Below are 25,818 nucleotides of genomic sequence, written 5' to 3'. Positions count from 1 at the left end.
TTTGGGCGGACCATCGTCATATCAATAGGGAAGAGCTACATGACGACCGCGAAAGATATTCTGAAGCAGATCAAGGACAACGACGTGAAATTCGTCGACCTCCGCTTCACCGACCCCAAGGGCAAGCTGCAGCACGTCACCATGGATGTAGTGGCCGTCGATGAGGACATGTTCGCCGATGGCGTGATGTTCGACGGCTCGTCCATCGGCGGCTGGAAGGCCATCAACGAATCCGACATGGTGTTGATGCCCGACCCGACGACAGCGCATATGGACCCGTTCTTCGCCCAGTCGACCATGGTCGTGCTCTGCGATATTCTCGATCCGATTTCCGGCGAGGCCTATAATCGCGACCCCCGCGGCACGGCCAAGAAGGCGGAAGCCTATTTGAAGGCATCCGGCATCGGCGACACGGTCTTCGTCGGCCCCGAGCCCGAATTCTTCGTCTTCGACGACGTCAAATACAAGGCCACACCCTACAATACCGGCTTCAAGCTCGACTCCTCGGAACTGCCGGAGAATGACGACACGGATTACGATTCAGGCAATCTCGGCCACCGCCCGCGCGTCAAGGGCGGCTATTTCCCGGTTCCGCCGATCGACAGCCTGCAGGACATGCGTTCCGAAATGCTGACAGTCATGGCCGAAATGGGCGTGGTCGTCGAAAAGCAGCATCACGAAGTGGCGGCCGCCCAGCATGAACTGGGTGTCAAGTTCGCGACGCTGGTGAAGAGTGCCGACCAGATGCAGATCTACAAGTATGTGGTCCACCAGGTCGCCAATGCCTATGGCAAGACCGCGACCTTCATGCCCAAGCCCGTCTTCGGCGACAATGGTTCGGGCATGCATGTGCACCAGTCGATCTGGAAGGACGGCAAGCCCACCTTTGCCGGCGACGAATATGCCGGCCTTTCCGAGACCTGCCTCTATTATATCGGCGGCGTCATCAAGCATGCCAAGGCGATCAACGCGTTCACCAATCCCAGCACCAATTCCTACAAGCGCCTGGTGCCGGGCTATGAAGCGCCGGTCCTGCTCGCCTATTCGGCCCGCAATCGCTCGGCTTCGTGCCGCATCCCGTTCGGCTCCTCGCCGAAGGCCAAGCGCGTCGAAGTCCGCTTCCCCGATCCGGCCCAGAACCCCTATCTCGGCTTTGCCGCCATGCTCATGGCCGGCATCGATGGCATCAAGAACAAAATCCATCCGGGCAAGGCCATGGACAAGGATCTCTACGACCTGCCGCCGAAGGAACTGAAGAAGATTCCGACGGTGTGCGGCTCGCTGCGCGAAGCGCTCGAAAGCCTCGACAAGGACCGCAAGTTCCTGACCGCCGGCGGCGTCTTCGACGACGACCAGATCGACAGCTACATTGAGCTCAAGATGGCCGAGGTGATGCGTTTCGAAATGACGCCGCATCCGGTCGAGTTCGACATGTACTATTCCGTCTGATCAGCGAACGGATCATGCGATAAGCAGCCGGCGGGAGCCCTCTCCCGCCGGTTTTGTTTTTCCGGCTGGATTTTTTTGATCCGTCGTGTCGAATTGTGTCGAGCCGGTGCGACTATGGATGTCCAACCTGGAGACAGATCATGAAATACCTTTGTGTCGTACATTTTGACGGTTCCATTCTCGACAAGATGAACCCTGACGAGAAGCGCGATCTCGATCGCAATTCGCTCGGCTATGACGAGGCTTTGATGGCCAATGGCCACTATATTCACGCCGAGGCTTTGCAATCGCCGTCCTCCGCCTCGCTCGTGAAGGTGCGCAATGGCCAGATGTCGGTCACCGACGGCCCCTATGCCGAGGCCAAGGAGCAGATGGGCGGCTTTATCCTCATCAACGCCCGTGACATGGAGGAAGCAGTGAAGGTCGCCGCCGGCATTCCGCTTGCCAAATACGGTACGATCGAAGTCCGTCCCGTCTACGAAATCCCGGATCCCGGTAAGTGATGGGAAGAGGCGCCATGAAGTACCTTTGCATTGTCCATATCGATTACGACCTCTTCCCGCGCATGTCGAAGGATGAGATCGTCGAACTCGAAAAAAGCAATCTCGCCTATGATGCCGAATTGATGGAGCGCGGCCAGTTGCTCACCGGGCACGGGTTGGAGCCACCGGAAAGCGGCCTCGTCGTCAAGGTCCGCAATGGGGAAATGTCGATGAGCGACGGACCGTTCTCGGAGGCCAAGGAGCAGATGGCCGGCTTCGTGCTGGTCGAGGCGCGCGACATGAACGAGGCGATCGGCATCGCCGCCGGCATTCCGCTGGCGAAGTACGGCCAGATCGAGCTGCGTCCGATCTACCCCGTGCCGGTTCACGCCTGAGCGATGCACGCGATCGAGCAAATCTACCGCAACGAAGCGGCCCAGGTGCGCGCGACGCTCATTCGCCTTCTCGGCAGCTTCGAGCTTGCCGAGGAGGCGGTGCAGATGGCGTTTCTAGCGGCCGCTGCGCAATGGCCTCGGGAAGGCGTGCCCGCCAATCCGCGATCATGGCTGGTTTCCGCCGGCCGTTTCAGGACCATCGACATGCTTCGCAGGCGCGCACGCTTCCGTGAACTCGAGCCGGAGATCACGCGGATGATGGAAGAGGATGACGAAGGCCCGCCCGATCCTGATCTCGTGCAGGACGACATACTGCGGCTGATCTTCACCTGCTGCCATCCCGCCCTGCCGCCGGATCAGCAGACGGCGCTCTGCTTGCACGAGGTCTGTGGCTTGACGACAGAAGCGATTGCGGCGGCATTCATGACCAGGGCGCCGACGATTGCACAGCGCATCGTCCGCGCCAAGGGCCGCATCAAGGCTCTGTCCCTGCCCTATGAAGTGCCTGCAAAATCAGAGATGGATGCGCGCCTCGATACGGTATTACGAGTCATCTACCTCGTCTTCTCCGAAGGCTACGCCGCTGGGGGCGGCAAGGACATCCTGCGCGCCGAACTCTGCGAGGAAGCGATCAGGCTGGCGCGACTGCTCGCTGAGCATTTGTCAAATCCCGATATCGATGGGCTGCTCGGCCTGATGCTCCTCCAGCACGCGCGCCGGGCGGGACGCCTGGATGTTGAAGGCAATCTGACACCGCTCGACGAGCAGGACCGTTCGCTGTGGAACGCGGGCGAGATCGCGGAAGGCAGCGGACTGGTTCAATCTGCAATCCGGCACCCGCCCTTTTCGACCTACACCCTACAGGGTGCCATCGCCGCCGAGCATGGCGCCACGATCGACGGCCGTTCGACCGATTGGAACGCGATTGTCCGCTGGTACGATCTCCTGGAGATTGCCGATCCCGGCCCGATAAGCGAACTGAACCGCGCCATTGCGATTGGGATGCGCGACGGGCCGGATACCGGGCTGGCACTGGCCGATGCGCTGATGGCGCGTAGCGATCTCGTGGCCTACCGCTATGCCCATCTCACGCGCGCAGATTTCCTGCGTCGCCTCGACAGGCGAGCGGAGGCAAGATCGGCCTATCTCGACGCCCTGGCGCTCACCCATTCACCGGCCGAAAAGCGCTTTGTCGAGCGCCGGCTGGAAGCGCTCGGGATTTAGGACCAGCCGCAGTTGTGCCGGTAGACGAGGCAAGCATCGCCATTTGGCGTCAGCGCATCCGGATCGACTGTCGCGCCAAGCCGCTCCGCCAGGCGGGCCGAGCGGATATTGTCGGGATCGACATAGGACACCAGCGTCGATAACCCGGCTTCGGAGAAAGCCCAATGTCTCGCGGCTACAGCAGCCTCGTAGGCATATCCCCTGCCCTCGAAACCGTCGAACAGCAGCCAGCCGAGCTCGATCTCCGGAAAGTCGACAGGATGGGTGACAGCGACCTCGCCGACGATTGAACCGGAGGCTGTCTCCTCGACCGCCCAGCCTCCAAAGCCGAATATCGTCCATTGCCCGATGCAGTTCATGAACGCATCCCACACCTGCCGTGGCGACAGCCTGCCGCCAATGAAGGCGGCTCGGTCGGTATCATAGAGCGCCAAAAGATGCGGATAATCCTCCAGCCGATAAGGCCGGAGCAGCAATCGTTCGGTTTGGATCAGGGGTGCCTGCAATGCCTTTATTATCCTTCTTCCTGTCCGATCGCGCTCATTCAGCACGTCGCGTGCAAGGATTTGACCAGTCTTCCGACGATGCCGTGATACGCGTCAAGGTCAGCTCGATCATATTCGAGCCGGAAGTAGATTGCCGCGTCATCACAACCCTTCATTGAACGAGCATAGAAAACACGGCCGCTTTTGCTGCCAGACCAGCTGGCATTGGTGCCCGTCCGACGATCGTAGGAAATCGCCCAGCCTTCAGATGTGTCCGACTGGACGCGTCCCGCTATCTCGGACTTGAAATCGCTATCGACGAGATATCCGCCCCAGACACGCAGTTCCGCCTTGCCATCCGCACTTGCAGAGACGCCGCCGTCACTGTTTTCGGCCTCCGCCACTTCGGAAAAGTCCGGCGGTATGTCGATCGCATAGGCAAAGCGCACGTTGTCGTAACGGCTCCAGTCGCCCGCGATTGCCTGAAGGGGCGCAACAGCCATCACGGCGCTAACGAGTGCGACAAGAAATCCAGAGCGCATGATCGCCTCGCCTACTGCTTCTTCAGCCGCTCCTTGAGCAGCTTCAGATAATCGTCGTTCTCGCCACTTTCGTCATCGCTTGTGGGCGTTGCGGCTGGTGTCGTGCAGGTCGGCTTATAATTGGCCGCGAGGCCTTCCTTCACGCAGACACCAACCTTCCAGCCCGGCGGCAAGGCGCTCAGATCGACTGTCTGCCACTTCGGGTGGCCGGTTGCCTGCAGCTTGTCGAGGTTGCTGATGATGTAGTTCGAGAAGTCGGCTACCGCCTTGCAGGATTCACGTTGATAGGCGTTGCGCTTCTTGTCGTAGTCGAAGGTCATCATCACGGCTTTGACCGCGACGACATCCACTGCCTCCTTTTGAAAGGTATAGGTTCCGGCATCGATCTTCGCGGGAATATAGGTCGCCAGCAGCGGTGCCTCGGTAATCGGCACTAGATGGAATTTCGTCCCATCGATGGTATCACTCTGGAAGAGCGACGCGGGCGCACCGGCGACGTAGAAAAAGGCGTCGATGTCACCCGATTCCAGTTGCGGCAGCGCCTTATCAGGATTGACCTCGACCTTCTGCACATCCTTGATCTGCAGGATATCAAGCATCAGCGTTGCCGTGAGATAGGTGCCGGAATCCTTGACGCCGATCGCGACCTTGCGGCCGGAGAGATCGGCCATGCTCTTGATGTCGGTCTTGGCCAGCACATGCACTTCTTCATTATAGAGCGGGAACATGATGCGCACGCCGCGAACTGCGGTCTGGATCTCGGGATCGTTGGCCTCAAAGGTCTTGAGATATTCGAGCACGTCGTTCTGGACGATGCCGAACTGGGTGTTCTTGCGGTTGCGCACGCCGATGAAGTTTTCGAGCGAGCCGGCGCTCTCCACCACGTTGAGCGTCTGTCCGCACGCCTTGCCCAGTCCGGCAATATCGCGGCCGATCTTGATGTAGGTGCCCTTGGCACCGCCGGTCATGATGTTCTTCTCCAGTTCGGCGGAACCCGCCGGCAGGCAGAACATCATCAATAGCGAAAGTGCCAGGCCCAGTTTCTTCAGCATCGGTCCTCTCCAATCCATTTCAGCATCTGCTGCCAAGATCGCGTATCAGGTTTCTCAGCGCAATGGCAGGCACGCGGCCGAGCGAGGCCTTGAGCGCATCGGCGACGCATTCGCCGCTTTCCAGTCGTGCCGCAAGGTCGCCCTGCTTGTCCGGCGTCAGGCGGCTGAAGCCGGGCATGTCGGCGAGCGCATTGCGCACCGCATCGGAATCCCGCTTGCCTGATGTGTCGTTCTCGTCACTGCCGTTGGTATCATCCGCCGGCTTGTCTTCAACCGGTTTCACTTGCAACTTGGCGATCGCGGCGCGCAAGCCGGCATTCTCGGTTTCGAGCTTTTCCTTTTCGGTGCGCATCGCGCTTAGGTTCATCCCGAGCAGTATCCGCTGCGAATCGATCGACATCGCCTTGCCTTTGGCGTCCGAAACAGCGTCTTTCAGCTCTTCCGTCTGTGCCTTCAGCGACGAAATCTCGGTATCCTTGCTGGCGAGCTGTTCCTCGGCCGCCGCAAGATCCTTGCGCAGGCCTTCGGCTTCACTTGAGCTTTCTCCAGCTGCGGCAAGCTGCTTCTTGGCATCGTCGAGCGCGGTCTGCAACTTGTCCCGTTCGGCCTGGAGGCGCTTGAGCTGATCGTCTGCGCCACTGCTGTTGGCTGCGGCATCGGCGCGTGCCTTGTCGAGCCTTGTCTTAAGGTCAGCGACCTGCTTGTCGAGATCGGCGGCCTTCTTGCGGGCGGCACTCACGTCGGCGGCCTTCTGTGCTAGGTCGTCCTCGATCTCAGCGATCCGCTTCTTGAGGTCGGGCACGGTGGAAGCCTGCTGGCGGGCGCCGTGGAGTGCGGATTCCAGCGTCTTGATCTGGTCGCTCAGCGCCTTGTTACCGTCATTGCCCTGGCTGGCCGCCTTGCCGAGGTCGCTGCGCAGCTTCTTGATTTCGTCCTGCTGGCTTTTGACTGTGCCCTCGAGTTCGATGAGCTGCAGTTCCGAGACCTTCAGCGATCTGCGCGCACGGGTCAACTGGCCTCGAAGGTCGCCGGCCTCGTCGATCGTCTTCTTGAGCGCGTCGATCTCCGCCTGGACGTCGGCGCTGACTTGGCTCGACTGCTCGTCGTTGAATCTCTTGAGTGTATCATTGGCCTTGTTCAGCGCCGCGACCTGATCCTGGAGTTCCTCGACCTTCGAGCGCAACACGGTATCCGAAGTCTGGTCACCGCTGGTCTTTTCCCGGAGCTTTAAAACCTGCTGCCGGAGTTCGCTGATCGTCTGGTCGCGTGATGCCAGATCGCCCGCCGAAGCGCCACTGAGGAACCGGCCGGCACCATAGCCGCCGCCAGCGCCGATCAGCAGTGCGATCACGGCGGCGATGAGAATGCCCGCGCCACCCGACGATTGAGAACCGGAGGATGAAGAATTGCCATCCCGACCCCATTGATTGACCACGCGTGAACCCTCTGTGCTGTCCTGGCTGAAGTGTCAGCCGTAGAAGATAACGGGTAATGCGGCGGTTTTCTGCATTCGGCCGTTCCGATTCCCGTCATGACACGCTATTGTGAGCAGGTCGAGCCCGCTACTAACGCCTTGAAAATTGGTAAATTCATACCAAATGTAATGTCAAATGGTTTGAGGTGTTGTTATGCGTGAACGTTTTGCAAAATATCAGATCGGACAGGTGGTTCGGCATCGGGTATTTCCGTTCCGCGGCGTGATATTCGACGTGGATCCGGAATTTGCCAATACCGAGGAATGGTGGAATTCCATTCCCGCGGAGGTGCGCCCGTCGAAGGACCAGCCTTTCTATCACCTCTATGCGGAGAATGCCGAGTCGGCCTATGTCGCTTACGTCTCCGAGCAGAACCTATTGCCTGATGAGAGCGGCGATCCGCTGCGCCATCCCGCAGTGATGCTGAATTTCAGTCCAGACACCAGCGGCATTTATCGTCCGAAGACCCTGCAGACCCACTGACCGGCGATTTTCGCCGATCAGTTCCTGTTTAGGGTTGCGGCGCCCTTGACCTTTCCCGCCAGCGCTGGTTTACCGCGCCCATCAGCGACATCGAAAAGGTCAGTTGCCATGGCGTCCCTCCCCGTGCTCGACGATGCTTTCATTCCCGAACTGCCGAACCGCTACAAGGGCAAGGTCCGCGAGAATTACGACCTGGCCGATGGCAGCCGCATCATCATCGCCACCGACCGCATCAGCGCCTTCGATCGCATCCTGGCGGCCATCCCTTTCAAGGGCGCGGTGCTGACGCAGACGGCGCGCCATTGGTTCGAGAAGACCGGCGACATCTGCCCCAATCACGTCATCGCCTACCCGCATCCCAATGTCGTCATCGGCAAGCGGCTGGATATCCTGCCCGTCGAGATCGTCGTCCGCGGCTACCTCGCCGGCACGACATCGACGTCGATCCTGACCAAATACAAGGCCGGCGCGCGCTCGATGTATGGCGTCAGCCTGCCGGACGGCATGCGAGACAATGAAAAACTCCCCGAGGCGATCATCACGCCAACCAGCAAGGCATTTGACGGCGGTCATGATGAACCGCTGTCGCCGGCGGAAATCCTCGACCAGAAGCTCCTGACGCCAGATCAGTGGGAAACCGTCTCACGCTATGCGCTCGACCTGTTCAAGCGCGGACAGGAACTCAGTGCGAAAAACGGCCTGATACTTGCGGACACGAAATACGAATTTGGTACCGACGAGCAGGGCAACATCATTCTCGCCGATGAAATCCACACGCCGGATTCAAGCCGTTTCTGGATCGCCGAGAGCTATGACTCGGCCTTTGCCTCAGGCAAACGGCCGCGGAGCTTCGACAAGGACTTCATCCGTTCCTGGGTCGTGGAACGCTGCGACCCTTACAAAGACGACATTCCTGAAATTCCCGCAGAACTGATCGAGCAGACGTCTGACGTCTATATCCAGGCCTACAAGATGATCACCGGCAAGCGGTTCGCACGCGACATGAGCCCGGAGCCGCTCAAGGCGATCCGCGAGGCGCTTAAGGTCTATTTCTAGACGATCGTCAAGTTGTCCCTGAGTCGTTCCCTCAGGCATCGGCGCAATCCAAACGTGCCGATTTGTTCCCTTGAGCACAGGGTATGAGCCAATGTGGTTCGTCGAGCGAATAAGCTCGACGCTCTCCGCGTTCCATTGTGGAACATCCGACGCCGAAAGGCAGAGAAGTAAGGTTAATTTTCCGTCAAAGCTTGCAGGAAACTGCATATATGTCAGAGTTTGCTTATGAACCTAGAAGCACCGACATATTCACCGCTCGATCCGAGACGGGAACATAACGCCAGGCACATCTTCTCGAGTGCGGCGCGCGATCTCATTCTGCAAGCAGTGAGCGCAGGCTGGCGGGAACCGGAAGCGGCAATGGCATTGGCTGATGCTGCGGACGATTACATCCTGTATCTTGCGCAGAAGCCGACCCGAAAGCTGATGGCTGCCAACTCAAACTAAGACCAGTCAGTACGCAGCTTCAATGATCATTCCGTCATAAGCCGGCTCGATATGATGGGGCGTGGCAAGCCGCACCGTCTCGTAGTCGAGCGGAATGTGCATATGGGTCAGGATTGCCTTCTTGGGCTTGATCCGTGCGATCCATTCCATCGCCTGTTCGAGCGACAGATGGCTGGGGTGCCGCCGGTATTGCAGGCAGTCGATGACCAGCACGTCGAGGCTCTCGAGCCTCGGCAGGCTGAAGGCCGGGAAATCGCTGACATCGGTGCAATAGGCTATGTTGCCGATGCGGAAGCCGAGCGAATGGCTGTCGCCGTGATGCTGGTAGATCGGCAGGAAAGGAACCGCTCCGCCCGGTCCCTCGACTTCGAACATACCGTTGATATCGTTGATGATCTGCGCCCGGCTGATCGGCGGATACGAACTCCCCTCCGGCGTTTCAAAACAGTAGCGGAAGCCTTCGAACACCCGCTCCATGGTCAGCTTGTCGGCCCAGACCGGCATGCGATGCTGGTTCTTGTAGACGAAGGATCTGATGTCATCGATGCCGTGCAGGTGGTCGGCATGGGCATGGGTCAGCACCACGGCATGAAGATCGGTCGCGCCGACCGCAATCATCTGGCTGCGGAAATCCGGCCCCGTATCGACAACGACCGAGGTCTTGTTGCCATCGTCGTCGAATTGCTCGACCAGGACCGACGCCCGCGTGCGGCGGTTTTTCGGATTGGACGGATCGCAATCGCCCCAGTCGCCGGTGATCCGCGGCACGCCGGGAGAAGAACCGCAGCCCAGGATGGTGAAGCGGCGTTTTCCCATCAGGCAGCCAGCCTCGGCATCTTCGAGAAGCATCGGAAGGCGTTTTCAGTCGTGATGTCGGCGATCTCGTCCTCGCTCACGCCTATCGTCTCGGCCAGGACTTGCGCCGTGTTGACGACATAGGAGGGTTCGTTGCGCTTTCCCCGCCATTTCTTCGGCGCCAGATAGGGCGCGTCGGTCTCCACGAGCAACCTGTCACGCGGCACGGACTTGGCGATCTCGCGGATATCGTCGGATTTCGGGAAGGTCAGGATGCCCGAGAACGAGACGTAGCCGCCGAGTTCGACGCCGACTCGCGCCAGTTCGGCGCCCGACGAGAAACAATGGAGCAGGAATGGAAATGCGCCATTGGCTGCCTCATCCCTCAGAATCGAGATCATGTCGTCGTCGGCGGCGCGGGCATGGATCACCAGCGGCAGGCCGGTGATGCGGGCAGCAGCGGCATGCCGGCGAAGGCCCCTGGCCTGTATTTCCGGCGGTGCATAGTCGTAGAAATAATCGAGCCCGGCCTCGCCGATCGCCACGCATTTCGGATGTTGCGACAGCTCGACAAGTTCCTCGGTTGTGATATCGGGCTCTTCATGCGCATTGTTGGGATGGACACCAACCGAGCAGAAAACCTGCTCATAGCTCTCCGCCAGCGCCTTGATTTGGTCGAATTTCGCGACGCGAGTCGAGATGGTGATCATCTGCTTGACGCCCGCATCGAGCGCACGCTGGATGATCTCGTCGCGCTCTTCGGCGAAATCCTTGAAATCGAGATGGCAATGGGTATCGATCAGCATTCCGGCCGCTACTCCTTGGGCGGATAATACTTCGGGAAGACCGGCTCGGGCTTGTCGAGCGTGATGCCGCCCGCAAGCCGCCCGGCCTCGCCGAGATGCGCGAAATTCCGTTGTTCTGTCGGAATCTTCAACTGATCCAGCAGCTTGGACGCAGACGCTGGGACGAACGGCTGCAGCAGGATGCCAATCTGGCGCACGACCTCTATCGTAACGTAAAGCACGGTCGCCATGCGCGCCACGTCACCGCTCTTCGCCAGCGCCCAGGGCGCCTGCGCGGCAAAATAGCCGTTGGCTTCCGACGACAGCGCGAATATCTGCTGGCTCACCTTGTGGATCTGCTGCCTGTCCATCTCGGTGCGGCAGGCGTTGATGACGACATCGGCGGATGCAATGATCGCTCTATCCTCATCGGTCAGCGGCCCGGGCGCCGGCAGCACGCCCTCGAGATTCTTGGCGATCATTGACAGCGAGCGCTGTGCCAGGTTGCCGATATTGTCGGCGAGATCGGCATTGATCCGGTTGGCGATCGCTTCCTCGGAATAAGAGCCGTCCTGGCCGAAAGGTACCTCGCGCAGGAAGAAGTGCCGGACCTGATCGACGCCGAAATGCTTTACGAGATCAAAGGGATCGACGACATTGCCGACCGACTTCGACATCTTCTCGCCCTTGTTGAGCAGGAAGCCGTGGGCGAAGACGCGCTTCGGCAGCGGGAGGCCCGCCGACATCAGGAAGGCCGGCCAGTAGACTGCGTGGAAGCGGATGATGTCCTTGCCGATGATGTGCGTCGCCGGCCAGAATTTCCAGCGCGGATCGTCCGTGTTGGGATAGCCTGCACCGGTAATGTAATTGGTCAGCGCATCGACCCAGACATACATGACGTGCTTGGTCTCATTCGGCACCGGGATACCCCAGTCGAACGTCGTGCGCGAGATCGACAGGTCCTTGAGACCTGATTTCACGAAGGACAGCACCTCGTTGCGGCGCTCATCCGGCCCGATGAAATCCGGATGGCTCTCGTAATAGTCGAGCAGTTTCTGCTGATAGTTCGAGAGTCGGAAGAAATAGCTTTCCTCCTCGACCCATTCGACGGGCGTACCTTGCGGCCCGTAGCGCACGCCGTCATCGCGCACTTCGGTCTCTTCTTCCTGGTAATAGGCCTCGTCGCGCACCGAATACCAGCCGGCATAGCTGTCCTTGTAGATGTCGCCCGCGTCGGCCATCCTGATCCAGAGATCCTTGACGGACGCGTAGTGGCGCGGCTGCGTGGTACGAATGAAATCGTCGTTCGAGGCATTGAGCAGCGTCGTCATGCTTTCAAATTCGGCGGCATTGCGGTCGGCAAGCTCGATCGGCGTGATCCCCGCAGCCTTCGCCGTCTGCTGCATCTTCTGGCCATGCTCGTCGGTCCCTGTCAGGAACAGCACCTCGCGCCCGTCGAGCCGCTGGAAGCGTGCCAGCGCATCGGTCGCGATCAGTTCATAGGCGTGCCCGATATGCGGACGTCCGTTGGGGTAGGAGATCGCGGTCGTGATATAGAAGGGCGAGGTGTCTTTCATTCGCTTGGGAAGCCTTGATGCGGAACGGTTGTGAGGCGGCTTCTACCGCATGTTTCCGCGCGGGGAAACATCAACTTTGCCGGCGCCGGCGATTTCTGCTGCGTTGCGCCATCCACAGCTGCAACAATCCACGAGGCCTGCGTCGCTTGACTTGCCGACCCCTGCCCTATATCGCCCTTCGCTGGTCTGTCAGGGGATCGCATTTTGGATTTATTGAGCTCGTTGAACCCGCTCTATTCTATCTCGGGGCTTCTGGTTGGAATTCTGGTGGGTGTGACGGGCGTCGGCGGCGGATCGCTGATGACGCCGTTGCTTGTGCTTTTCTTCAATGTCCATCCGGCAACCGCGGTCGGCACCGATCTGCTCTATGCCGCGATCACCAAGTCGGCCGGTACGGCCGTCCACAATCGCAACAAGACCGTCAATTGGAAGATCGTCGGCATGTTGGCGCTCGGCAGTATCCCCGCCGCGCTGATCACGCTCTATCTGATGTCGGGCGTTGACCGCAAAAGCCTTGGCGCCGTCTCGTTCCTCACCAATGCACTCGGCTGGATGCTGTTCCTGACGGCGTTCCTGCTGCTCTTTCGCAAGCAGATCGTGGATTGGGTGGCGAATTACCGCCGCCATCACAAGCCCGTCGAGCCGCGCACCATCGTCGTCGCGACATTCATATTGGGCCTTCTGCTGGGCGCCATGGTGACACTCACGTCTGTGGGCGCCGGTGCGCTGGGCGTGACGGCGCTGCTGATGCTCTATCCGCGGCTTGAAATCCGCGACGTCGTCGGCTCGGATATCGTCCACGCAGTGCCGCTGACGCTGGTCGGAGGCCTGGGCTACTGGGCGATCGGCGAGATCGATTGGGTGCTGCTCATCTCGCTGTTGATCGGCTCGATCCCGGGTATCATCATCGGCAGCCATCTGGCGCCGAAAATGCCCGATCGCGTGATCCGGCCCATCCTCGCCTGCACGCTGGCGCTCGTCGCGCTCAAGCTGGTGACATCATAGTTTCTCGGCAAGATCGCCGATCAGGCTGATCACCGTCTGCTTGCGCTCCAGATTATAGGCATCGGCGGTGTTGACCCGCTCCGTGAGCGATGAATGCAGTTCCGATAGCTGAAACGCGCGGTTGATATCACCTGCCACGGCAGCCTGCCGGGCGTGGGATGAGATATGCTGCGTGGCATGGTCGATGAAAAAGCCGTAGAGCGTGTCATTTCCCTTCGCCGCCACCGCATCCGCGAGCTTGTGGATCGCCTTGCGCTGCTGCGGTCCGCGCGCCGCGAGCACCGAATCGAAGGCCTCGATGATTTCGAGCCCTCCATAATTCACCAGCTTGATCGCCTGCGCGACGCTGCCGCCGGCGGCATCGAGCGCCTTACGCTCCAGTTGCGGAGCGATCGACAGGCCGAGATGGCCGAGCGCCTGCTTTAGATCATCCTCGGCAAGTGGCCTCAATACCAGCGGCATGCAGCGCGAGCGGATGGTCGGCAGGAGCTTGCCCGGTGCATGCGATAGAACCATGAACATCGACCGCTTCGGCGGCTCCTCGAGGATCTTGAGGATGGCATTGGCGGCGCTGCGGTTGAGTTCGTCGGCCGTATCGATGACCACGATCCGCCAGCTTTCGGTTCCCGATGTCTGGCCGAAGAATTTCCCGGCGCGCCTCACTTCATCGACGGTGATCGCCGTCTTGAGTTTGCCTGATTTCGCATCCACCGGCCGCGCGAGATGCAGCAGATTGTGTGACGCGCCGGCCGCGATCTGCCGGAAAGCAGGCGCCTGGGGATCGGGATCCGAGATCGTCTCCGGCGCTTCCGTCGCAATCGGATATTTCAGCACATGGTTGGCGAAGCGGAAGGCAAGCGTTGCCTTGCCGATCCCCTCGGGGCCTTCGATCAAGACGGCATGATGCCCCTTGCCGGAGCGATAGGACTGGGCAAGGAAGTCCTCGGCTTCTGTGTGGCCGAACAGGCGCGTATTCTCGGCCGGCGAGATCGCCCCGTCGAGAAGCGTGGTTTCCGTTTCCGCACTCACGCGCTTCCGGTCTCCCGGACCCGCGAAGACTGGATGGGAAGCAGCGGCTCGACGACGGTGAAGACCTTCTCTGCGATCTCCTCGGGCGTACCGCCGGCGTCCACCACCCGGCAGCGCAAGGGGTCGGCCGCAGCGATATCGAGGAACGCCTCGCGGCGCTTCTCATGCGTGTCGAGTTCTTCCCGCTCGAAGCGGTCGAGAACCTGCTCCTGGCCGGACTCTCCGGCGCGCAGCCTGGCTCGCTTCAGCCCGTCTGCGGCCGGGATATCCAGAATAATGGTGCAATCGGGCGTGACGCCGTTGACGGCGATCCGTTCGAGATTTTGCACGAAGGCCGGCTCCAGATTGCCGGTGATCCCCTGGTAGACCCGGGAGGAATCCATGAAACGGTCGCACAACACCACCGCGCCGCTCTTCAGCGCTGGCCGGATGATCTCCTCGACGTGGTCGTTGCGGGCGGCTGCGAACAGCACCGCCTCCATGCGGGTGCCATATTCCTCGGCCGCACCCGACAGGATGACGTGCCGTATCGCTTCAGCGCCCGGCGAACCACCGGGCTCGCGCGTCACCAGCACGTCGATCCCCTTGCGCCGGAGACGGTCGGCGAGGAGCCGGATCTGGGTACTCTTGCCGGTACCCTCCCCGCCCTCGAATGTCACGAATAGACCCTGTCGCCGCACCGAAAATTCCCGTTCACTCGTCCTGTCGCACAATGTAATGAGCCGGAGCCTCAAAGCCAGAAGAAAAGTAGCTCCTTCAAGCCGTCGTAAGCCTTGCTGGTCAGCGTGCCGGTTCCGATATCGCTCGACGCATAGACGGGCATGGTGCGGACCGCACGTTCGCCGAGCGAGATGATCAGCGAACCGACCTGCTGGCCGCTTTTCACCGGCGCCTTCAGCGGCCATCTATAGGCGATTCTTGCCCGAATTCTGTCCGCGTTGTCCACCGGCACGAAAATATCGATATCGGAAATCGCTTTCAGGGCAACATGGCTGGCATCGCCACCGAAGACCGGCGCGTCCGCGATGGTCTCGCCGGCCTTGAACACGATCTGCTTGTGGAAAGAGGTCAGCCCCCATTCCAGCACGCGCTTGGTCTCTTCGTTGCGTTCCTTGTCCGACTTCAGCCCGCCCATGGCGAGAAACAGCCTGGTGCCGTTGCGCTGGATCGTTGCCAGAACTGCAAAGCCGTAGTCCTCAGCAAAGCCGGTCGCCATGCCGTCGATGCCGACATTCTGCTGGATGAGCGTATTCTTGTTGCGCTGGAAGATCTTGTTCCACTCGAAGGCGTCTTGCGAGTAGAGCTTGAAATATTGCGGATATTCAATCCGGATGTGACGCGCCAGCAGCACCAGTTCCCGCATCGTCATCTTGTTTCCGGGATTGGGCAGGCCGTTCGAATTGACGAAGACCGATTTCTCAAGCCCGATCGCCCGCGCCCGCGCTGTCAACGCCTCTGCGAACTTCTCCTCCGATCCCGCCATGCCCTCGGCGAGAATGATGCAACCGTCATTGGCAAGCTGGACGATCACGCCCTGCAGGAGATCGATGACCCTGATATTGGAATTGAGCGCCGCGAACATGGTCGACGTGCGCGACAGCGCGCCACCTGTCCGCCAGGCATATTCGGATACCTTGTATTCGGTATTCTCCGAGATCTTGCCTGCCTTGATTTCGCTGAAGACATATTCGGCCGTCATCAGCTTCATCAGCGAGGCCGGCGGAAACAGCTCGTCCTCGCCACGGGAAAAAAGCACCGTTCCCGTCGATTCCTCGATCAGATAGATTTGCCGCGCCTTTGAATCGAACGGGGCGGCCTGCTGGGCATACGAAGGTGCGGCCAGTGCCAGAAACACCGCGCAAAGCGTAGCTATCAATTTGTTGTAACGCCGCACTATCGATTCCGGTCTATTGCAGACGCGTTCATAATGGATCGAAAGTCTTTTTGCTACAAGACCGCGACGGTTCAGAACATCGTGTTCTTGCGGCGCTTGACCGAGGCGCGGATGCCTTCGGCGTCGAGCTTGCCCCTGGCGGTCAGCACCTTGTCGAACGGGCTCGAAGACGTCTCGAACGGCATTTCGGCATAAGCCGAAAGCGCGCCGTTATTCGGCTCGTAGTTCATCGGCCGCTCGCGCGGGATGGGGCCGAATTCCGGCAGTTCCGCATATTGCTCCATCACGTCGAAGCTCGCGACAACGGCGCTCTTTGGGCTGTCCACCAGTGCGGTGGTGGTCGCGCTGTAATCGACGCCATCATCCGCGTGCGTGTCCTTCGGTATCCTGACGCGCTTCTCGTTCGACGCCACCATGACGCCGGTCGCGATCTCTCCACCTGGATTGAAGCGCTTGAGCCGTTCACCCTTACGCACGAAGGACGCCATCAGGAACGGCATGTCCTTGCCGTCCATCCTGGCGCGGCCGACATACTGAACGCGGACCTTGGCCGTGCCCTTGTTCTGCACTTCGAGCAGCTCGGCGGCCTTGTCGGAGAGATCGATGATCCGTCCGGGATGATAGGGGCCGCGGTCATTGACCCGGACCACGACGGAATCGCCGTTTTCGAGATTGGTGACGCGCGCATAGCTCGGCAGCGGGAATGTCGGGTGGGCTGCCGAGAGACCATACTGATCGTAGATCTCGCCATTGGCAGTCAGGCGCCCGTGAAAGGCCGAGCCGTACCATGACGCAAGCCCCATCTTGTCATATCGCCTGTCTTCCTTGGGAACGTACCACTTGCCCTTGACCTTGTAGGGCTTGCCGGTGATGTCGCGCCCGCCGCCCTTGGGCACATTGCGGCCGTAATGGACGCGTGGCGATGCCTTGACGCCATATTCGCTTTCGGCGAAATATTCCTTCGAACGCTTCTTGCGGACGGTCGTGTGATCCTTGGTCGAGGCGCAAGACGCCACTGTCGCGCAGACGACCGCAAAGGCCAGAAACCTGGACGCCCTGCCCCAGAATCGATCATCCCCTGATAACGCCATCACGCTCTGCGCCACTGAATTTCTTATTATTAGACACCCGTCCCGGCAAATCGCGCCCGAACGTCGTCATCATTAACCACGTCGCCTGAAACCATGCCAATAACGGGGCGGAATTGCGAACGATTTCCGTGGATTGCGCTGTGTTTCGCAAACTATGGTTTGCGAAGAGTTAACTTCGCGCCGGGCGCGGCTCGTCGGGCCGAAGCCGCTCCGGCGATCGGAATATTGGTGTTCATTCATCTTCCGTTAAGCAAGAGGGTGTGAAGTGGCCGCACACCACGAGCCCCAAGGGCCATTCCGGAGAGCAGAAATGAAGAAACTGATTGCCGGCGGCATTGCCGCCCTTATCGCTACCGCTTCCCTCGCGACATCAGCCGATGCCGGCGTTGTGATCAAGTACAAGTCCGGCTGGCGCCGCCCGGCCGCCGTCGTCGTCGTCAGGCCGCGTGTCCGTGTCTACTCGCCCCGCGTCGTCATCGGCAGCGGTTGCGTCGTCAAGAAGCGCGTCAACGCCTGGGGTGAGGTCGTCAAGAAGCGCTATTGCTGATTGCCGGTCGGCAATGATGGAAGTTTGGTGAAGGCGGTCCCGCGGCCGCCTTTTCCATTGGACAACCTTCATCGTTGACGCCGTTTCGAAAACTGCTAAAAGCTGCCGCTCACGGATGGGTGTCCGAGTGGTTTAAGGAACCGGTCTTGAAAACCGGCGTGCGGGAAACCGTACCGTGGGTTCGAATCCCACCCCATCCGCCAATACTCTCGTGAATATCCGTAACCCTGGCCTCGCTTGATGCCGCTTTGCCCGAAGGGCATGATTAATTCCGAGACAATTGAGCCTCCTACCATTGGAGTGGCACGGCACCCTTCAAACGAAGGAGGCCGACGTGAGAGACAACATACCCTACTTCGACAGCACGCGTCACTGCCGTTGAACTATCTCGAAGTCCTGTCTCGCGATCAGAGAATTGGACAGGATGGACGGATGCCAAGCGTGGGCCGACAAGGCAGCGGCGCTCGCCTCCTATGCCAGGCAGGCCAAGGACGAACGTCGCTCACAATTGCTATCGCGTATGAGGTCCGAACTCATGGTAGTGCGTCATAGACCTTGCTCCAATCATTTTTCATGTCGATGAGGATCCAACCGCGCTCACTGGCTTCGGTCATGGCCTTGTCGAGCTTGCCGAAATGCGTCTCGCGATCGTAGGCGTATTCTCTTACCTCATCGGTGTGGTGGACGATGACACCCAGCCTTGGCCCATCGCCTGCCGTGGCCCACCGCAGCATTTCGTAGTCGCCGTCCGAATTACCGGCGACGAAAATCGGACGGCGGCCAATGATGGCATTGATGCCGACCGGCTTGCCTGGGCCATCATCGACGAAATCGACCTTGGGCTCGCGCATCAGGATCGGCTTGTCGTCTTTCAACATGTACTTCGTCGCGATTCGGCTGCCGATCACCTGTTCGGGTGGTATGCCGTACATTTTCTCGGTCATCGGTCGCATGAATTCGACGCCACCCCCCGAAACGATGTAAGTCTTGAAGCCGTTGGCGCGCAGGTAATCGAGAAGTTCGCGCATCGGCACGAAGGTCAGTTCGGAATAGGGCCGCTTGAATTTCGGGTGGCGCGCGCTGGCGAACCAGTCGGTGACAATGGCGTTGAATTCATCGGTGGTCATGCCGCCATGTGTTTCCATCGCGAGTTCGACGATGCCCTTCTCTCCGCTCGCGGCCAACCCTTTCATGTCACCGGCGAGGACGGATTTGAAAGGCTCGTTTTCCTTCCATTCGGGATGCTGGGGGGCGAGCGCCTTGACACGGTCGAGTATGAAAGCAAACTGAAAATAGACCGGGTGCTCGGTCCATAAGGTGCCGTCATTATCGAAGACGGCGATGCGATCCTCGACAGCCACGAATTTCGGTCCGCCCTCGTGAGTCACGGCTTGGACGAAATCGACGATCGCCTGTCTTGTCGATCCGTCCCTCCAAGATGGAAGCACCTGTTGGGCGGCCGCCATCGTCGATGTCAGCAGAAGCATCGCGATAACGAGAAGAGTCGAGAAACAATTGGAAACGCGGTGGTGTCGCGGCATTGCGGCCTCCTCTAAAGCTGGTTATTCGTCCTTCGCACACAACGAAAGCCGACATGGCTGGTGGAAGTATCGTCGGGTTCTGCATGGCGGGCCGCCGGTCGGTAGCGCCTGCAGTAGTTTGGTGCGCACAAATGCGAGCCGCCCTTCAGCACGCGGCGAGTGATGCGGATATCCGGAAGTCGCGGATCGTAGCTCGCCTCCGCCGGGCCGCCGCGCGGATTGCTCGGAATGCAACAGGACTTTGCCGCCGGCTCGGGATGGCGCGTCGACCAGTAATCGCTGGTCCATTCCCAGACATTGCCGATCATGTCGTAGAGGCCATAGCCGTTGGGCGGAAAACTTCTCACGGCTGACGTGCGCTCGGTGCCCTGCGGCTTCAAGCTCAGATGCGGAAAGGTCCCCAGCCAGGTATTTGCAAAGCGCTCGCCACCGGGGGTGAATTCTTCGCCCCAGGCAAACTGGGCGCCGTCCAGTCCACCCCGCGCGGCAAATTCCCATTCCGCCTCGGTGGGCAGGTCCATGCCCGCCCATCCGGCATAGGCCAGCGCGTCCGCATAGGCGACATGGATGACGGGATGATCAAGCTTGCCCCTGATGTCGCTGCGCGGTCCCAGCGGATGACGCCAGTCCGCCCCGAATTTGAATGACCACCATTGACGGATGTCGTTGGACCTGATCGCGAGCTTGGGAGCCGTGAACACCAGCGATCCGGCCCGCAACATTTCGGGTAGGGCGCCGGGATAGTCTTCAGCATTTGGGACCTTTTCGGCGAGGGTAACATGTCCGGTCGCTTGGACGAAGTCCGCGAACTGCCTGTTGGTTACCGGGGCCACGTCAATCCAAAAGCCATCGACCGACACCGAATGTGCCGGGGCTTCTTCAGGATAGTGATCATTGGATCCCATCAGGAATGTACCGCCGGGAATCCAGACGAGGTCGCGTTCCGCGGAGGAACGGCTTTCAGGCATAGCATGTACTTTTGATCGATTTTCCACTGGACCGTCCATAATTGGTTTTCGCTGAGGCACCACAACTGGGAACTTGATTGCGATCGTCTACTCGAGAGATTGTAATGTCAGCTTGTTTCTCATGGGTTTAGAGGCGGCAAGACGCCACCGGCCTTAGCTGCATGCCTAAGATTCAGATTGGCGGCGTGGCGCGCCGCCGGCAGGTGGCGGGCAAGTTGGGCCATCGCCTGGGCATATTGCGGATGCTCGCCGCCCCCGAACAGGGCTTCCTCGAATCTTGCCAGCGCTGCGTGTAATTCGCCGTTGGGAAACCGCGCAGCCCAATCAGATATCGAGCGAAAACCAAGCCGCACGACCCAGGCGTCGAGCGCGCGCCAAGCAAGCAGAGGCTCCTTGCCTGAAAGCGCAGTCTCGACTTTGTGGAAATAGGCAGACTCGGATTCCGCTCGACGGCGACCTGCCTTCTCCCAACCCAACCTGAGGCGCTCGACCAGATAGTAGGCGGGAACGAACAGTAAAAGTGCAAGCAGCCCACGCAGAGCCGTCGATAGAAGCATTCTGTTGACCTCCCGGCGGTTCGCCTCGCGATCTGCCGTAGGCGCCGTTCCAGCGGGAATGATCTGCGCCGACGCCGGGTTTTCCGTCGCCACGATCTTGATCGCGGGGGCTTCCGCAACTTCAATCTTGCCGGATGTGGGATCGAACCATCTCACATCGACGGGAGGAAGAATGATCTCCCCGGCTTTCTCCGCAACGTAAGTGACGGATTCGACTCGTTGTGCGGCGTTCGGAGCGTCATCGTCCGAGCCTGCCGTCCGGAGTTCTGGATCCGCGCGATAAATCTTGATGCCGGGCGGTTGTGCAAATTCCGGCACGGGGATCATCATGGGCTGGGTATCGTCGGCGCGGATGGTGATCAGTCGCACCAATGCATCGCCTGTTTTCAATGTTGAAGGGTCCCGGTCGAGTTGCTGATCGATCACCACGTCGCTGGATACAAATGGAATTTGGCCCTCCCAATCACCCGGTGCGGCGCCCACGGCGAACTCGACAGTGGGCAGGGTTACGATGCTCTCTATCGTGACTCCGTCGTCATTCGCGTAAGCAACGGGGATGGTGATACTGGGCAAGCGGAAGTCGCCCGGTTGCTCCGCCATCACCATGTAACTCTTGCGAATGCCGGAAAATTCGTCGTCACCGACCGATTCCACCATGTTGCTCGAGCGCTGGTCCGGCAGTGACACGATCGCATCCTCAAGAGTGAAAAGCGGAAACTCCGGCGCGGCCTTGAAGAAGCTGGGGACATAGACATCGATCGCGATCTCGATCTGCTGGCCCGCCACGATCTTTCCTTTTGTCAGCACCTCGGAACGCGCGAAAGGTTCGGCAGCGTGGAGCGCGGCCGGAAAGCTGAAAAGCAACAGGGCGGCGAAACGCAACGCCGTCATTTTTTCGCTCCCTTGGCTTCGATCGAGAATTTGCGGGCAAGGAGATCGGTCGGGCTCACGACAATGTTCTTCATCCAGAGTTCGGAGGTCTGCTGGCCGAGTTCGACGGTGCCGACCTTGCCCTTCTTGCCCTTGTCGTCGAACTGGATCTGGTCAGGTTTGTCGTTCGGGTCCTGCGGATCCTCTTCCTCGTTTTCCTTTTCCTTCCTTGCGAGTTCCTGCGCAATTGCCAGGTTAGCCTTCGCCTCGTGCCATTCCTTCCGCTTGCTGAGCGCACGCGAATAGGACGCGATCGCCTCGTCATACTTCTTGAGAAACAGCAGCGCGTTCCCCTGGTTGAAGTCGCTGTCCGCACTTTGCACTTGTGCGAAGGCGTCGATGGATTCGGCGTATTTGCCGGCACGATAGAAGGAAGTGCCCCGCCACATCTGATCATGGAACAGCGCTGCCGCGCCCGCAAAATCACCGCTGTCAAAAGCCCGCCGGCCCTGCTGATCGGGGGTCAGGAACGCGTCGACTACGTTCCAGTCCGCGGCTCGAGCATTGTCCACCGACATGGCCAGATGGGCGGCCAAGATCATGCCAGCCCATCGGATCACCCATCCCTTCCGGAAGAACAACGCGGCGAGTGGTATCAGGAGAAGCATAAGCCACCAGCCCATGTCCTTCCATCGGCTGTCGCCCTCTGCGATCTGTTGTTGAAAATGCGTCTGGATGCGTTCTCCGATCCACCCAATATCACGATCGTCCGAGCTGATGGTCGCGACATCCGCACTGCTCTCACGTTTCAGCCGGTTGAAGCTTGCGACGTCCAGCTTCGGGAAGAGGCGGGCGCCGCTGCTATCGCTTTGGAACCCCCCATCCGGGGTTTTCACGGGCCCTCCTTCCGGTGTGCCGACACCGAGGACGATGACACCATTCCTGCCGCTTGTCTTCAGCGCAGCGAACGCGCTGTCGTCGACTGTATCGGTGAACACGAGAATGGTGCCCGGTTCTCCGCCATCGGCAAGGATCTTTCCCGCGAGCGTCAGGGCTTGGGCCATCGATCGCCCTTCATTCGGCATGATGCGTGTCTCCAACGCATCGACATAGGTGTCGATGAGTCCCGCGTCGTCCGTGAGCGGCAGCACCATATGCGCCGAGCCGGAATAGGCGATCAGTGCAGTGCGTGCGCCTTTGCGCTGCTCGACGACGTCGTGGATCTTCAGTTTGATGCGTTCGAGTCTCGAGGGTGTGACATCGACCGCATCCATGGTGGGCGACAGGTCGACGGCGACGACCAAGGTCGCGTTGTCGGCGACAAACGGAGGGCGCTCCCTCTGCCAGGTAGGGCCGGCAACCGCGATCGAGCCGATCGCAATCAGCAACGCGGCGAGATGGTAGGGGCGAAAGTGGCTGTCCTGCGTTCCGCCGATCACGAGATGGTCAAGCAGATGCGGTGCGATCATGTCACGCCAGCGCGAGCGGATATCATTGTGCCGCGATCCGATGATTATGAGTGCCGCAACGAAGATGAGGCCGAGCAGCCACCATGGCCTGAGGAAGTGGAAATCCCAGATCATGTCGTAGCCTCCGCGGTGGCCTGACGCGATGGAACGGACTGCAAGCGCATGTTCGCCGCAAACCGGTTGATTATTATGAACAGGATTGCAAGCACGACAGCTGCGCCGAGAGGATAGGGGTAGAGTTCGATGCGCGGTCGCCAGGAAAGCACTTTCTGATTGGCCGGCGTGATGCTGTCGAGCGTCGCGTAGATATCCGCGAGTCCCTTCTGGTCATTGCCAAGGAAGAAGCGGCCGCCCGTCTTGTCCGCGATTGCCTGCAGGTTTTTCGTATCGAGATGGTTCTCGCCAGTCGCCTTCTCGTCGCCGATGCCAACCGCATGTATGGTGATGCCCTTCTGCTTGGCTATGTCGGCGGCCTTGTCTGGCGGCATCTTGCTGGCGGTATCATTGCCATCGGTCAGCAGGATCAGGACCTTGTCCGGGGCCGCGGATTTATCGAACATCTTGATGGAAAGACCGATGGAGTCGCCCAATGCGGTGCGCGGCCCCGCCATGCCGGGAACCGTGCCGGAAATCATCGCTTGGACCGTGCGATGATCCATCGTGAAAGGCACCAGGGGATAGGGCGCGTCGCCGAATGCGATGAGGCCGATGCGGTCGCCGGAGCGTTTTGCGACGAAATCGGCCACTACCCTGCGGACTGCGGCTATGCGAGTCTCGACCTGGCCTCCGACACCGGGGAAATCCTTCGTGTCCATCGATTGGGAGAGGTCCATCGACAGCATCAGGTCACGTTGCGGTTCGGTCTTTTCGAGCGGCGGTTCGACATATTGCGGCCGCGCCAGCGCAAGGACGAGCAGGCTCCATCCGACGACGACGAAGATCATCTGGATCAGGGATCGCCTTCTAACCAGCGAGCCCGTGCCGGGTGCTATGCCCGAGGCCTCGGTGACCTCTCGAAAAAACGGAAGTCGCACCGACGCGGATTCTTCTCTGTGCGGCGGCAAGCCCCACCAGACGAGCAACGGCAGCGGCAACAATATGAGGAGCCATGGCAGGTCAAGCTGATACATGATGATCCTCGATCCACCTTCTGGCAGCTTCGACCAGGCGGGCGCGCTCGTCCGTTGTTGGCGCAATGTCGGTTCGATACTCGCGCTCATCGACCAGCCCGGCCAGTACGTCGCCTCCTGTTCCATGCCGCTTGAGGAACGCGGCCCAGTCGCTACCGCTCAATTTGGCGACCTCCTCTCGCGGCCAAGCCGCAAGTGCCGTACGTTTGAGAAGCTCAGCCAGTTCCTGGTCAAAACGCGCCGGCCCATTCTGCATCATGCCGTGTTCGGACAGCGTTTCCAGTTCCGCCAGCGCCTCGCGGCGATATCGGTTTGCCTGCCAGCGGCGGATCCATCGCCATAGACCGAGTGCGAGAAGCATGGCGAAGATCACAGCAAGCGCCGCCCAGCCCCAGGTTTGCGGGATATAAGAGATAGGTGGAGGCACGACAATGTCGTTCAACGACTTCAATGCTGCTTCGGTGGAGGTATCGACCATGCCGTCGGATTCCATCATCGCCTCCGCTGTTGCCACGCCGCCTGCTCGAGCAGGCTGCGAAGCTGCGGGGCGGTTTCCTCGGCGGAGGACAGCGGCAGCATCGGCAAGCCGAGCTCGCGCTGCCAGGCTCGGAGATCACGGCCGCGCTGGCGGGCAAAGTCGCCAATCGCCTTCTGGACACTCGTGTCGCGGAACGAAAGCTCCGCCTGGGTGCGACCGCCGCTGATGACCATGTTGCCCGTCGTCGGCAGGCTGAGCAGGAACGGATCGTAGACGAGCACCGCGACGACGTCATTGGCGACGGCGAGCCGCAGCATCAGGTCGCGCGTGGCGGGGCCGTGCCCGTCGAAATCGCTGACGACGACGATCAGGTGATCGTGATGGGCAAGATTTGCTACAAGCGTCAGGGCACGGTCGAGCGCGCCGAGGCCGCGTTCCTCCGGCAGGTCCACGTTCAGCGCCTGGTTGAAGCTCGCGATCTTGTCGCAGAGCCCGATGACCGCAGGCCGGCTGCGATGCGGCTTGGCGTCGGTCATCTCGGTATCGTTGAACACGATCCCGCCAACCCGGTCGCCCGAGCCGAGGATGCGCCAGGCGCACATCGCCGCCGCCTCGGCCGCCGCGACCGATTTCATGTTGAGCTTGCTGCCAAAGAACATGTTGGCGCGCTGGTCGACGACGATCAAGGCGGGCCGCTCCTTCTCCTCGTCGTAGACGCGGACGGCCGGCTTGCCGGTGCGCGCCGTCACCCGCCAGTCGATCGAACGGATATCGTCGCCGGGCAGGTACTCACGCACCTCTTCGAAAATAAGGCCGCGGCCGCGGATGCTCGAGGCCATCCGTCCGGCCAGCATCTGCTGCACCGGGCGTTTGGCGACGAAGCTCAGATTGCGGGCCGCACCTTCGAGCGCGACGAGATCCTGCGTCGAAACGTAGGCACCCCGCTTTCCCTCAGCCAGCTTATCGTCTTTGATCTCGGCGACCATGGGCCG

27 protein-coding genes and 1 tRNA gene are annotated in these 25,818 nt (G+C 60.2%); 10 read left to right on the top strand and 18 right to left on the bottom strand.

The features are described from left to right. The first annotated feature begins 39 nt into the window (after positions 1 to 39). From glnA to IHQ71_RS11040, 4 genes are all read left to right on the top strand, one after another. Positions 40 to 1,449, top strand: a complete 1,410-nt coding sequence (gene glnA, locus IHQ71_RS11055; RefSeq protein WP_258162011.1) for a type I glutamate--ammonia ligase — start codon at positions 40 to 42, stop codon at positions 1,447 to 1,449. A gap of 140 nt (positions 1,450 to 1,589) precedes the next feature. Further along, complete coding sequence (locus IHQ71_RS11050; protein ID WP_258162010.1) at positions 1,590 to 1,952, top strand: YciI family protein; 363 nt, start codon at positions 1,590 to 1,592, stop codon at positions 1,950 to 1,952. 14 nt (positions 1,953 to 1,966) lie between these two features. Beyond that, on the top strand, positions 1,967 to 2,326 hold the full coding sequence (locus tag IHQ71_RS11045; protein WP_258162009.1) for a YciI family protein: 360 nt from the start codon (positions 1,967 to 1,969) through the stop codon (positions 2,324 to 2,326). Between the two features lie 3 nt (positions 2,327 to 2,329). Continuing rightward, entirely contained in the window at positions 2,330 to 3,550 is a 1,221-nt protein-coding gene (locus tag IHQ71_RS11040; protein WP_258162008.1) for an RNA polymerase sigma factor, read from the top strand. Here IHQ71_RS11040 and IHQ71_RS11035 read toward each other — a convergent pair. The 4 genes from IHQ71_RS11035 to IHQ71_RS11020 are packed head-to-tail and all read right to left on the bottom strand — an operon-like array spanning position 3,547 to position 7,064. Then, positions 3,547 to 4,056, bottom strand: a complete 510-nt coding sequence (locus IHQ71_RS11035) for a GNAT family N-acetyltransferase (protein ID WP_258162007.1) — start codon at positions 4,054 to 4,056, stop codon at positions 3,547 to 3,549. The genes IHQ71_RS11040 and IHQ71_RS11035 overlap by 4 nt on opposite strands. 38 nt (positions 4,057 to 4,094) lie before the next feature. Continuing rightward, positions 4,095 to 4,577, bottom strand: coding sequence for a hypothetical protein (locus IHQ71_RS11030; RefSeq protein ID WP_258162006.1), 483 nt, complete (start codon positions 4,575 to 4,577; stop codon positions 4,095 to 4,097). 11 nt (positions 4,578 to 4,588) lie between these two features. Then, entirely contained in the window at positions 4,589 to 5,629 is a 1,041-nt protein-coding gene (locus IHQ71_RS11025; protein WP_258162005.1) for a TAXI family TRAP transporter solute-binding subunit, read from the bottom strand. A gap of 19 nt (positions 5,630 to 5,648) precedes the next feature. Continuing rightward, positions 5,649 to 7,064 (bottom strand): hypothetical protein, encoded by a 1,416-nt coding sequence (locus IHQ71_RS11020; RefSeq protein WP_258162004.1) that lies wholly within the window; start codon positions 7,062 to 7,064, stop codon positions 5,649 to 5,651. Between the two features lie 193 nt (positions 7,065 to 7,257). Here IHQ71_RS11020 and hspQ point away from each other — a divergent pair, with 193 nt between their 5' ends. From hspQ to IHQ71_RS11005, 3 genes are all read left to right on the top strand, one after another. Next, entirely contained in the window at positions 7,258 to 7,587 is a 330-nt protein-coding gene (gene hspQ / locus IHQ71_RS11015; protein WP_258162003.1) for a heat shock protein HspQ, read from the top strand. 108 nt (positions 7,588 to 7,695) lie between these two features. Then, positions 7,696 to 8,643 (top strand): phosphoribosylaminoimidazolesuccinocarboxamide synthase, encoded by a 948-nt coding sequence (locus tag IHQ71_RS11010; RefSeq protein ID WP_258162002.1) that lies wholly within the window; start codon positions 7,696 to 7,698, stop codon positions 8,641 to 8,643. Positions 8,644 to 8,868: 225 nt separating this feature from the next. After that, positions 8,869 to 9,090 carry a hypothetical protein gene (locus IHQ71_RS11005; RefSeq protein WP_258162001.1) on the top strand — a complete coding sequence of 74 codons (222 nt, stop codon included), beginning with the start codon at positions 8,869 to 8,871 and terminating at the stop codon, positions 9,088 to 9,090. Positions 9,091 to 9,096: 6 nt separating this feature from the next. Here IHQ71_RS11005 and IHQ71_RS11000 read toward each other — a convergent pair whose 3' ends face one another. From IHQ71_RS11000 to metG, 3 genes are read right to left on the bottom strand one after another with little or no spacing between them, the layout of a single operon-like run. After that, complete coding sequence (locus tag IHQ71_RS11000) at positions 9,097 to 9,939, bottom strand: MBL fold metallo-hydrolase (protein WP_258162000.1); 843 nt, start codon at positions 9,937 to 9,939, stop codon at positions 9,097 to 9,099. Beyond that, positions 9,906 to 10,691: a TatD family hydrolase gene (locus IHQ71_RS10995; protein WP_258161999.1), complete on the bottom strand. Its 786-nt coding sequence runs from the start codon at positions 10,689 to 10,691 to the stop codon at positions 9,906 to 9,908. Before IHQ71_RS10995 ends, IHQ71_RS11000 begins: the two co-directional genes overlap by 34 nt. Before the next feature lie 8 nt (positions 10,692 to 10,699). Then, positions 10,700 to 12,247 (bottom strand): methionine--tRNA ligase, encoded by a 1,548-nt coding sequence (gene metG / locus IHQ71_RS10990; RefSeq protein ID WP_258161998.1) that lies wholly within the window; start codon positions 12,245 to 12,247, stop codon positions 10,700 to 10,702. A 204-nt stretch (positions 12,248 to 12,451) separates the two neighbouring features. On the opposite strand from metG, the gene IHQ71_RS10985 reads away from it, so the two are divergent. After that, on the top strand, positions 12,452 to 13,252 hold the full coding sequence (locus IHQ71_RS10985; protein ID WP_258161997.1) for a sulfite exporter TauE/SafE family protein: 801 nt from the start codon (positions 12,452 to 12,454) through the stop codon (positions 13,250 to 13,252). Here the strand turns inward: IHQ71_RS10985 and IHQ71_RS10980 are convergent. From IHQ71_RS10980 to IHQ71_RS10965, 4 genes are all read right to left on the bottom strand, one after another. Continuing rightward, complete coding sequence (locus tag IHQ71_RS10980) at positions 13,247 to 14,281, bottom strand: DNA polymerase III subunit delta' (RefSeq protein WP_258161996.1); 1,035 nt, start codon at positions 14,279 to 14,281, stop codon at positions 13,247 to 13,249. The genes IHQ71_RS10985 and IHQ71_RS10980 overlap by 6 nt on opposite strands. Continuing rightward, the gene (tmk, locus tag IHQ71_RS10975; RefSeq protein WP_258161995.1) at positions 14,278 to 14,961 is read right to left on the bottom strand and encodes a dTMP kinase; all 684 of its coding nucleotides are present in this window, start codon (positions 14,959 to 14,961) and stop codon (positions 14,278 to 14,280) included. Before tmk ends, IHQ71_RS10980 begins: the two co-directional genes overlap by 4 nt. A 50-nt stretch (positions 14,962 to 15,011) precedes the next feature. Continuing rightward, the gene (locus tag IHQ71_RS10970; protein ID WP_374990017.1) at positions 15,012 to 16,178 is read right to left on the bottom strand and encodes a D-alanyl-D-alanine carboxypeptidase family protein; all 1,167 of its coding nucleotides are present in this window, start codon (positions 16,176 to 16,178) and stop codon (positions 15,012 to 15,014) included. Between the two features lie 68 nt (positions 16,179 to 16,246). Next, entirely contained in the window at positions 16,247 to 17,266 is a 1,020-nt protein-coding gene (locus IHQ71_RS10965; protein WP_258161993.1) for a septal ring lytic transglycosylase RlpA family protein, read from the bottom strand. Positions 17,267 to 17,576: 310 nt separating this feature from the next. Here IHQ71_RS10965 and IHQ71_RS10960 point away from each other — a divergent pair, with 310 nt between their 5' ends. Both IHQ71_RS10960 and IHQ71_RS10955 read left to right on the top strand, forming a co-directional pair. Further along, positions 17,577 to 17,813 carry a hypothetical protein gene (locus IHQ71_RS10960; protein ID WP_258161992.1) on the top strand — a complete coding sequence of 79 codons (237 nt, stop codon included), beginning with the start codon at positions 17,577 to 17,579 and terminating at the stop codon, positions 17,811 to 17,813. Positions 17,814 to 17,926: 113 nt separating this feature from the next. Continuing rightward, positions 17,927 to 18,016, top strand: a tRNA-Ser gene (locus IHQ71_RS10955). 330 nt (positions 18,017 to 18,346) lie between these two features. On the opposite strand, the gene IHQ71_RS10950 is transcribed toward IHQ71_RS10955, so the two are convergent. From IHQ71_RS10950 to IHQ71_RS10920, 7 genes are all read right to left on the bottom strand, one after another. Then, positions 18,347 to 19,354 (bottom strand): HAD family hydrolase, encoded by a 1,008-nt coding sequence (locus tag IHQ71_RS10950; protein WP_374989974.1) that lies wholly within the window; start codon positions 19,352 to 19,354, stop codon positions 18,347 to 18,349. A gap of 11 nt (positions 19,355 to 19,365) precedes the next feature. Next, positions 19,366 to 20,322, bottom strand: a complete 957-nt coding sequence (locus IHQ71_RS10945; RefSeq protein WP_258161991.1) for a formylglycine-generating enzyme family protein — start codon at positions 20,320 to 20,322, stop codon at positions 19,366 to 19,368. Between the two features lie 119 nt (positions 20,323 to 20,441). Then, entirely contained in the window at positions 20,442 to 21,770 is a 1,329-nt protein-coding gene (locus IHQ71_RS10940) for a BatD family protein (protein WP_258161990.1), read from the bottom strand. After that, entirely contained in the window at positions 21,767 to 23,188 is a 1,422-nt protein-coding gene (locus IHQ71_RS10935; protein WP_374989973.1) for a VWA domain-containing protein, read from the bottom strand. Before IHQ71_RS10935 ends, IHQ71_RS10940 begins: the two co-directional genes overlap by 4 nt. Positions 23,189 to 23,328: 140 nt before the next feature. After that, a complete protein-coding gene (locus tag IHQ71_RS10930) occupies positions 23,329 to 24,348 on the bottom strand; it encodes a VWA domain-containing protein (protein ID WP_258161988.1) in 1,020 nt (339 codons plus the stop codon). Further along, the gene (locus IHQ71_RS10925; protein ID WP_258161987.1) at positions 24,335 to 24,841 is read right to left on the bottom strand and encodes a DUF4381 domain-containing protein; all 507 of its coding nucleotides are present in this window, start codon (positions 24,839 to 24,841) and stop codon (positions 24,335 to 24,337) included. The genes IHQ71_RS10930 and IHQ71_RS10925 overlap by 14 nt, the downstream gene beginning before the upstream one ends. Continuing rightward, a complete protein-coding gene (locus tag IHQ71_RS10920; RefSeq protein ID WP_258161986.1) occupies positions 24,841 to 25,812 on the bottom strand; it encodes a DUF58 domain-containing protein in 972 nt (323 codons plus the stop codon). The genes IHQ71_RS10925 and IHQ71_RS10920 overlap by 1 nt, the downstream gene beginning before the upstream one ends. Positions 25,813 to 25,818: the final 6 nt, after the last annotated feature.

The sequence above is a fragment of the Rhizobium sp. TH2 genome, from assembly GCF_024707525.1.
Taxonomy (GTDB): Bacteria; Pseudomonadota; Alphaproteobacteria; order Rhizobiales; family Rhizobiaceae; genus Rhizobium_E.
The sequence above is the reverse complement of the archived record's forward strand: the minus strand, read 5'-3'. Positions and strand labels throughout refer to the sequence as shown.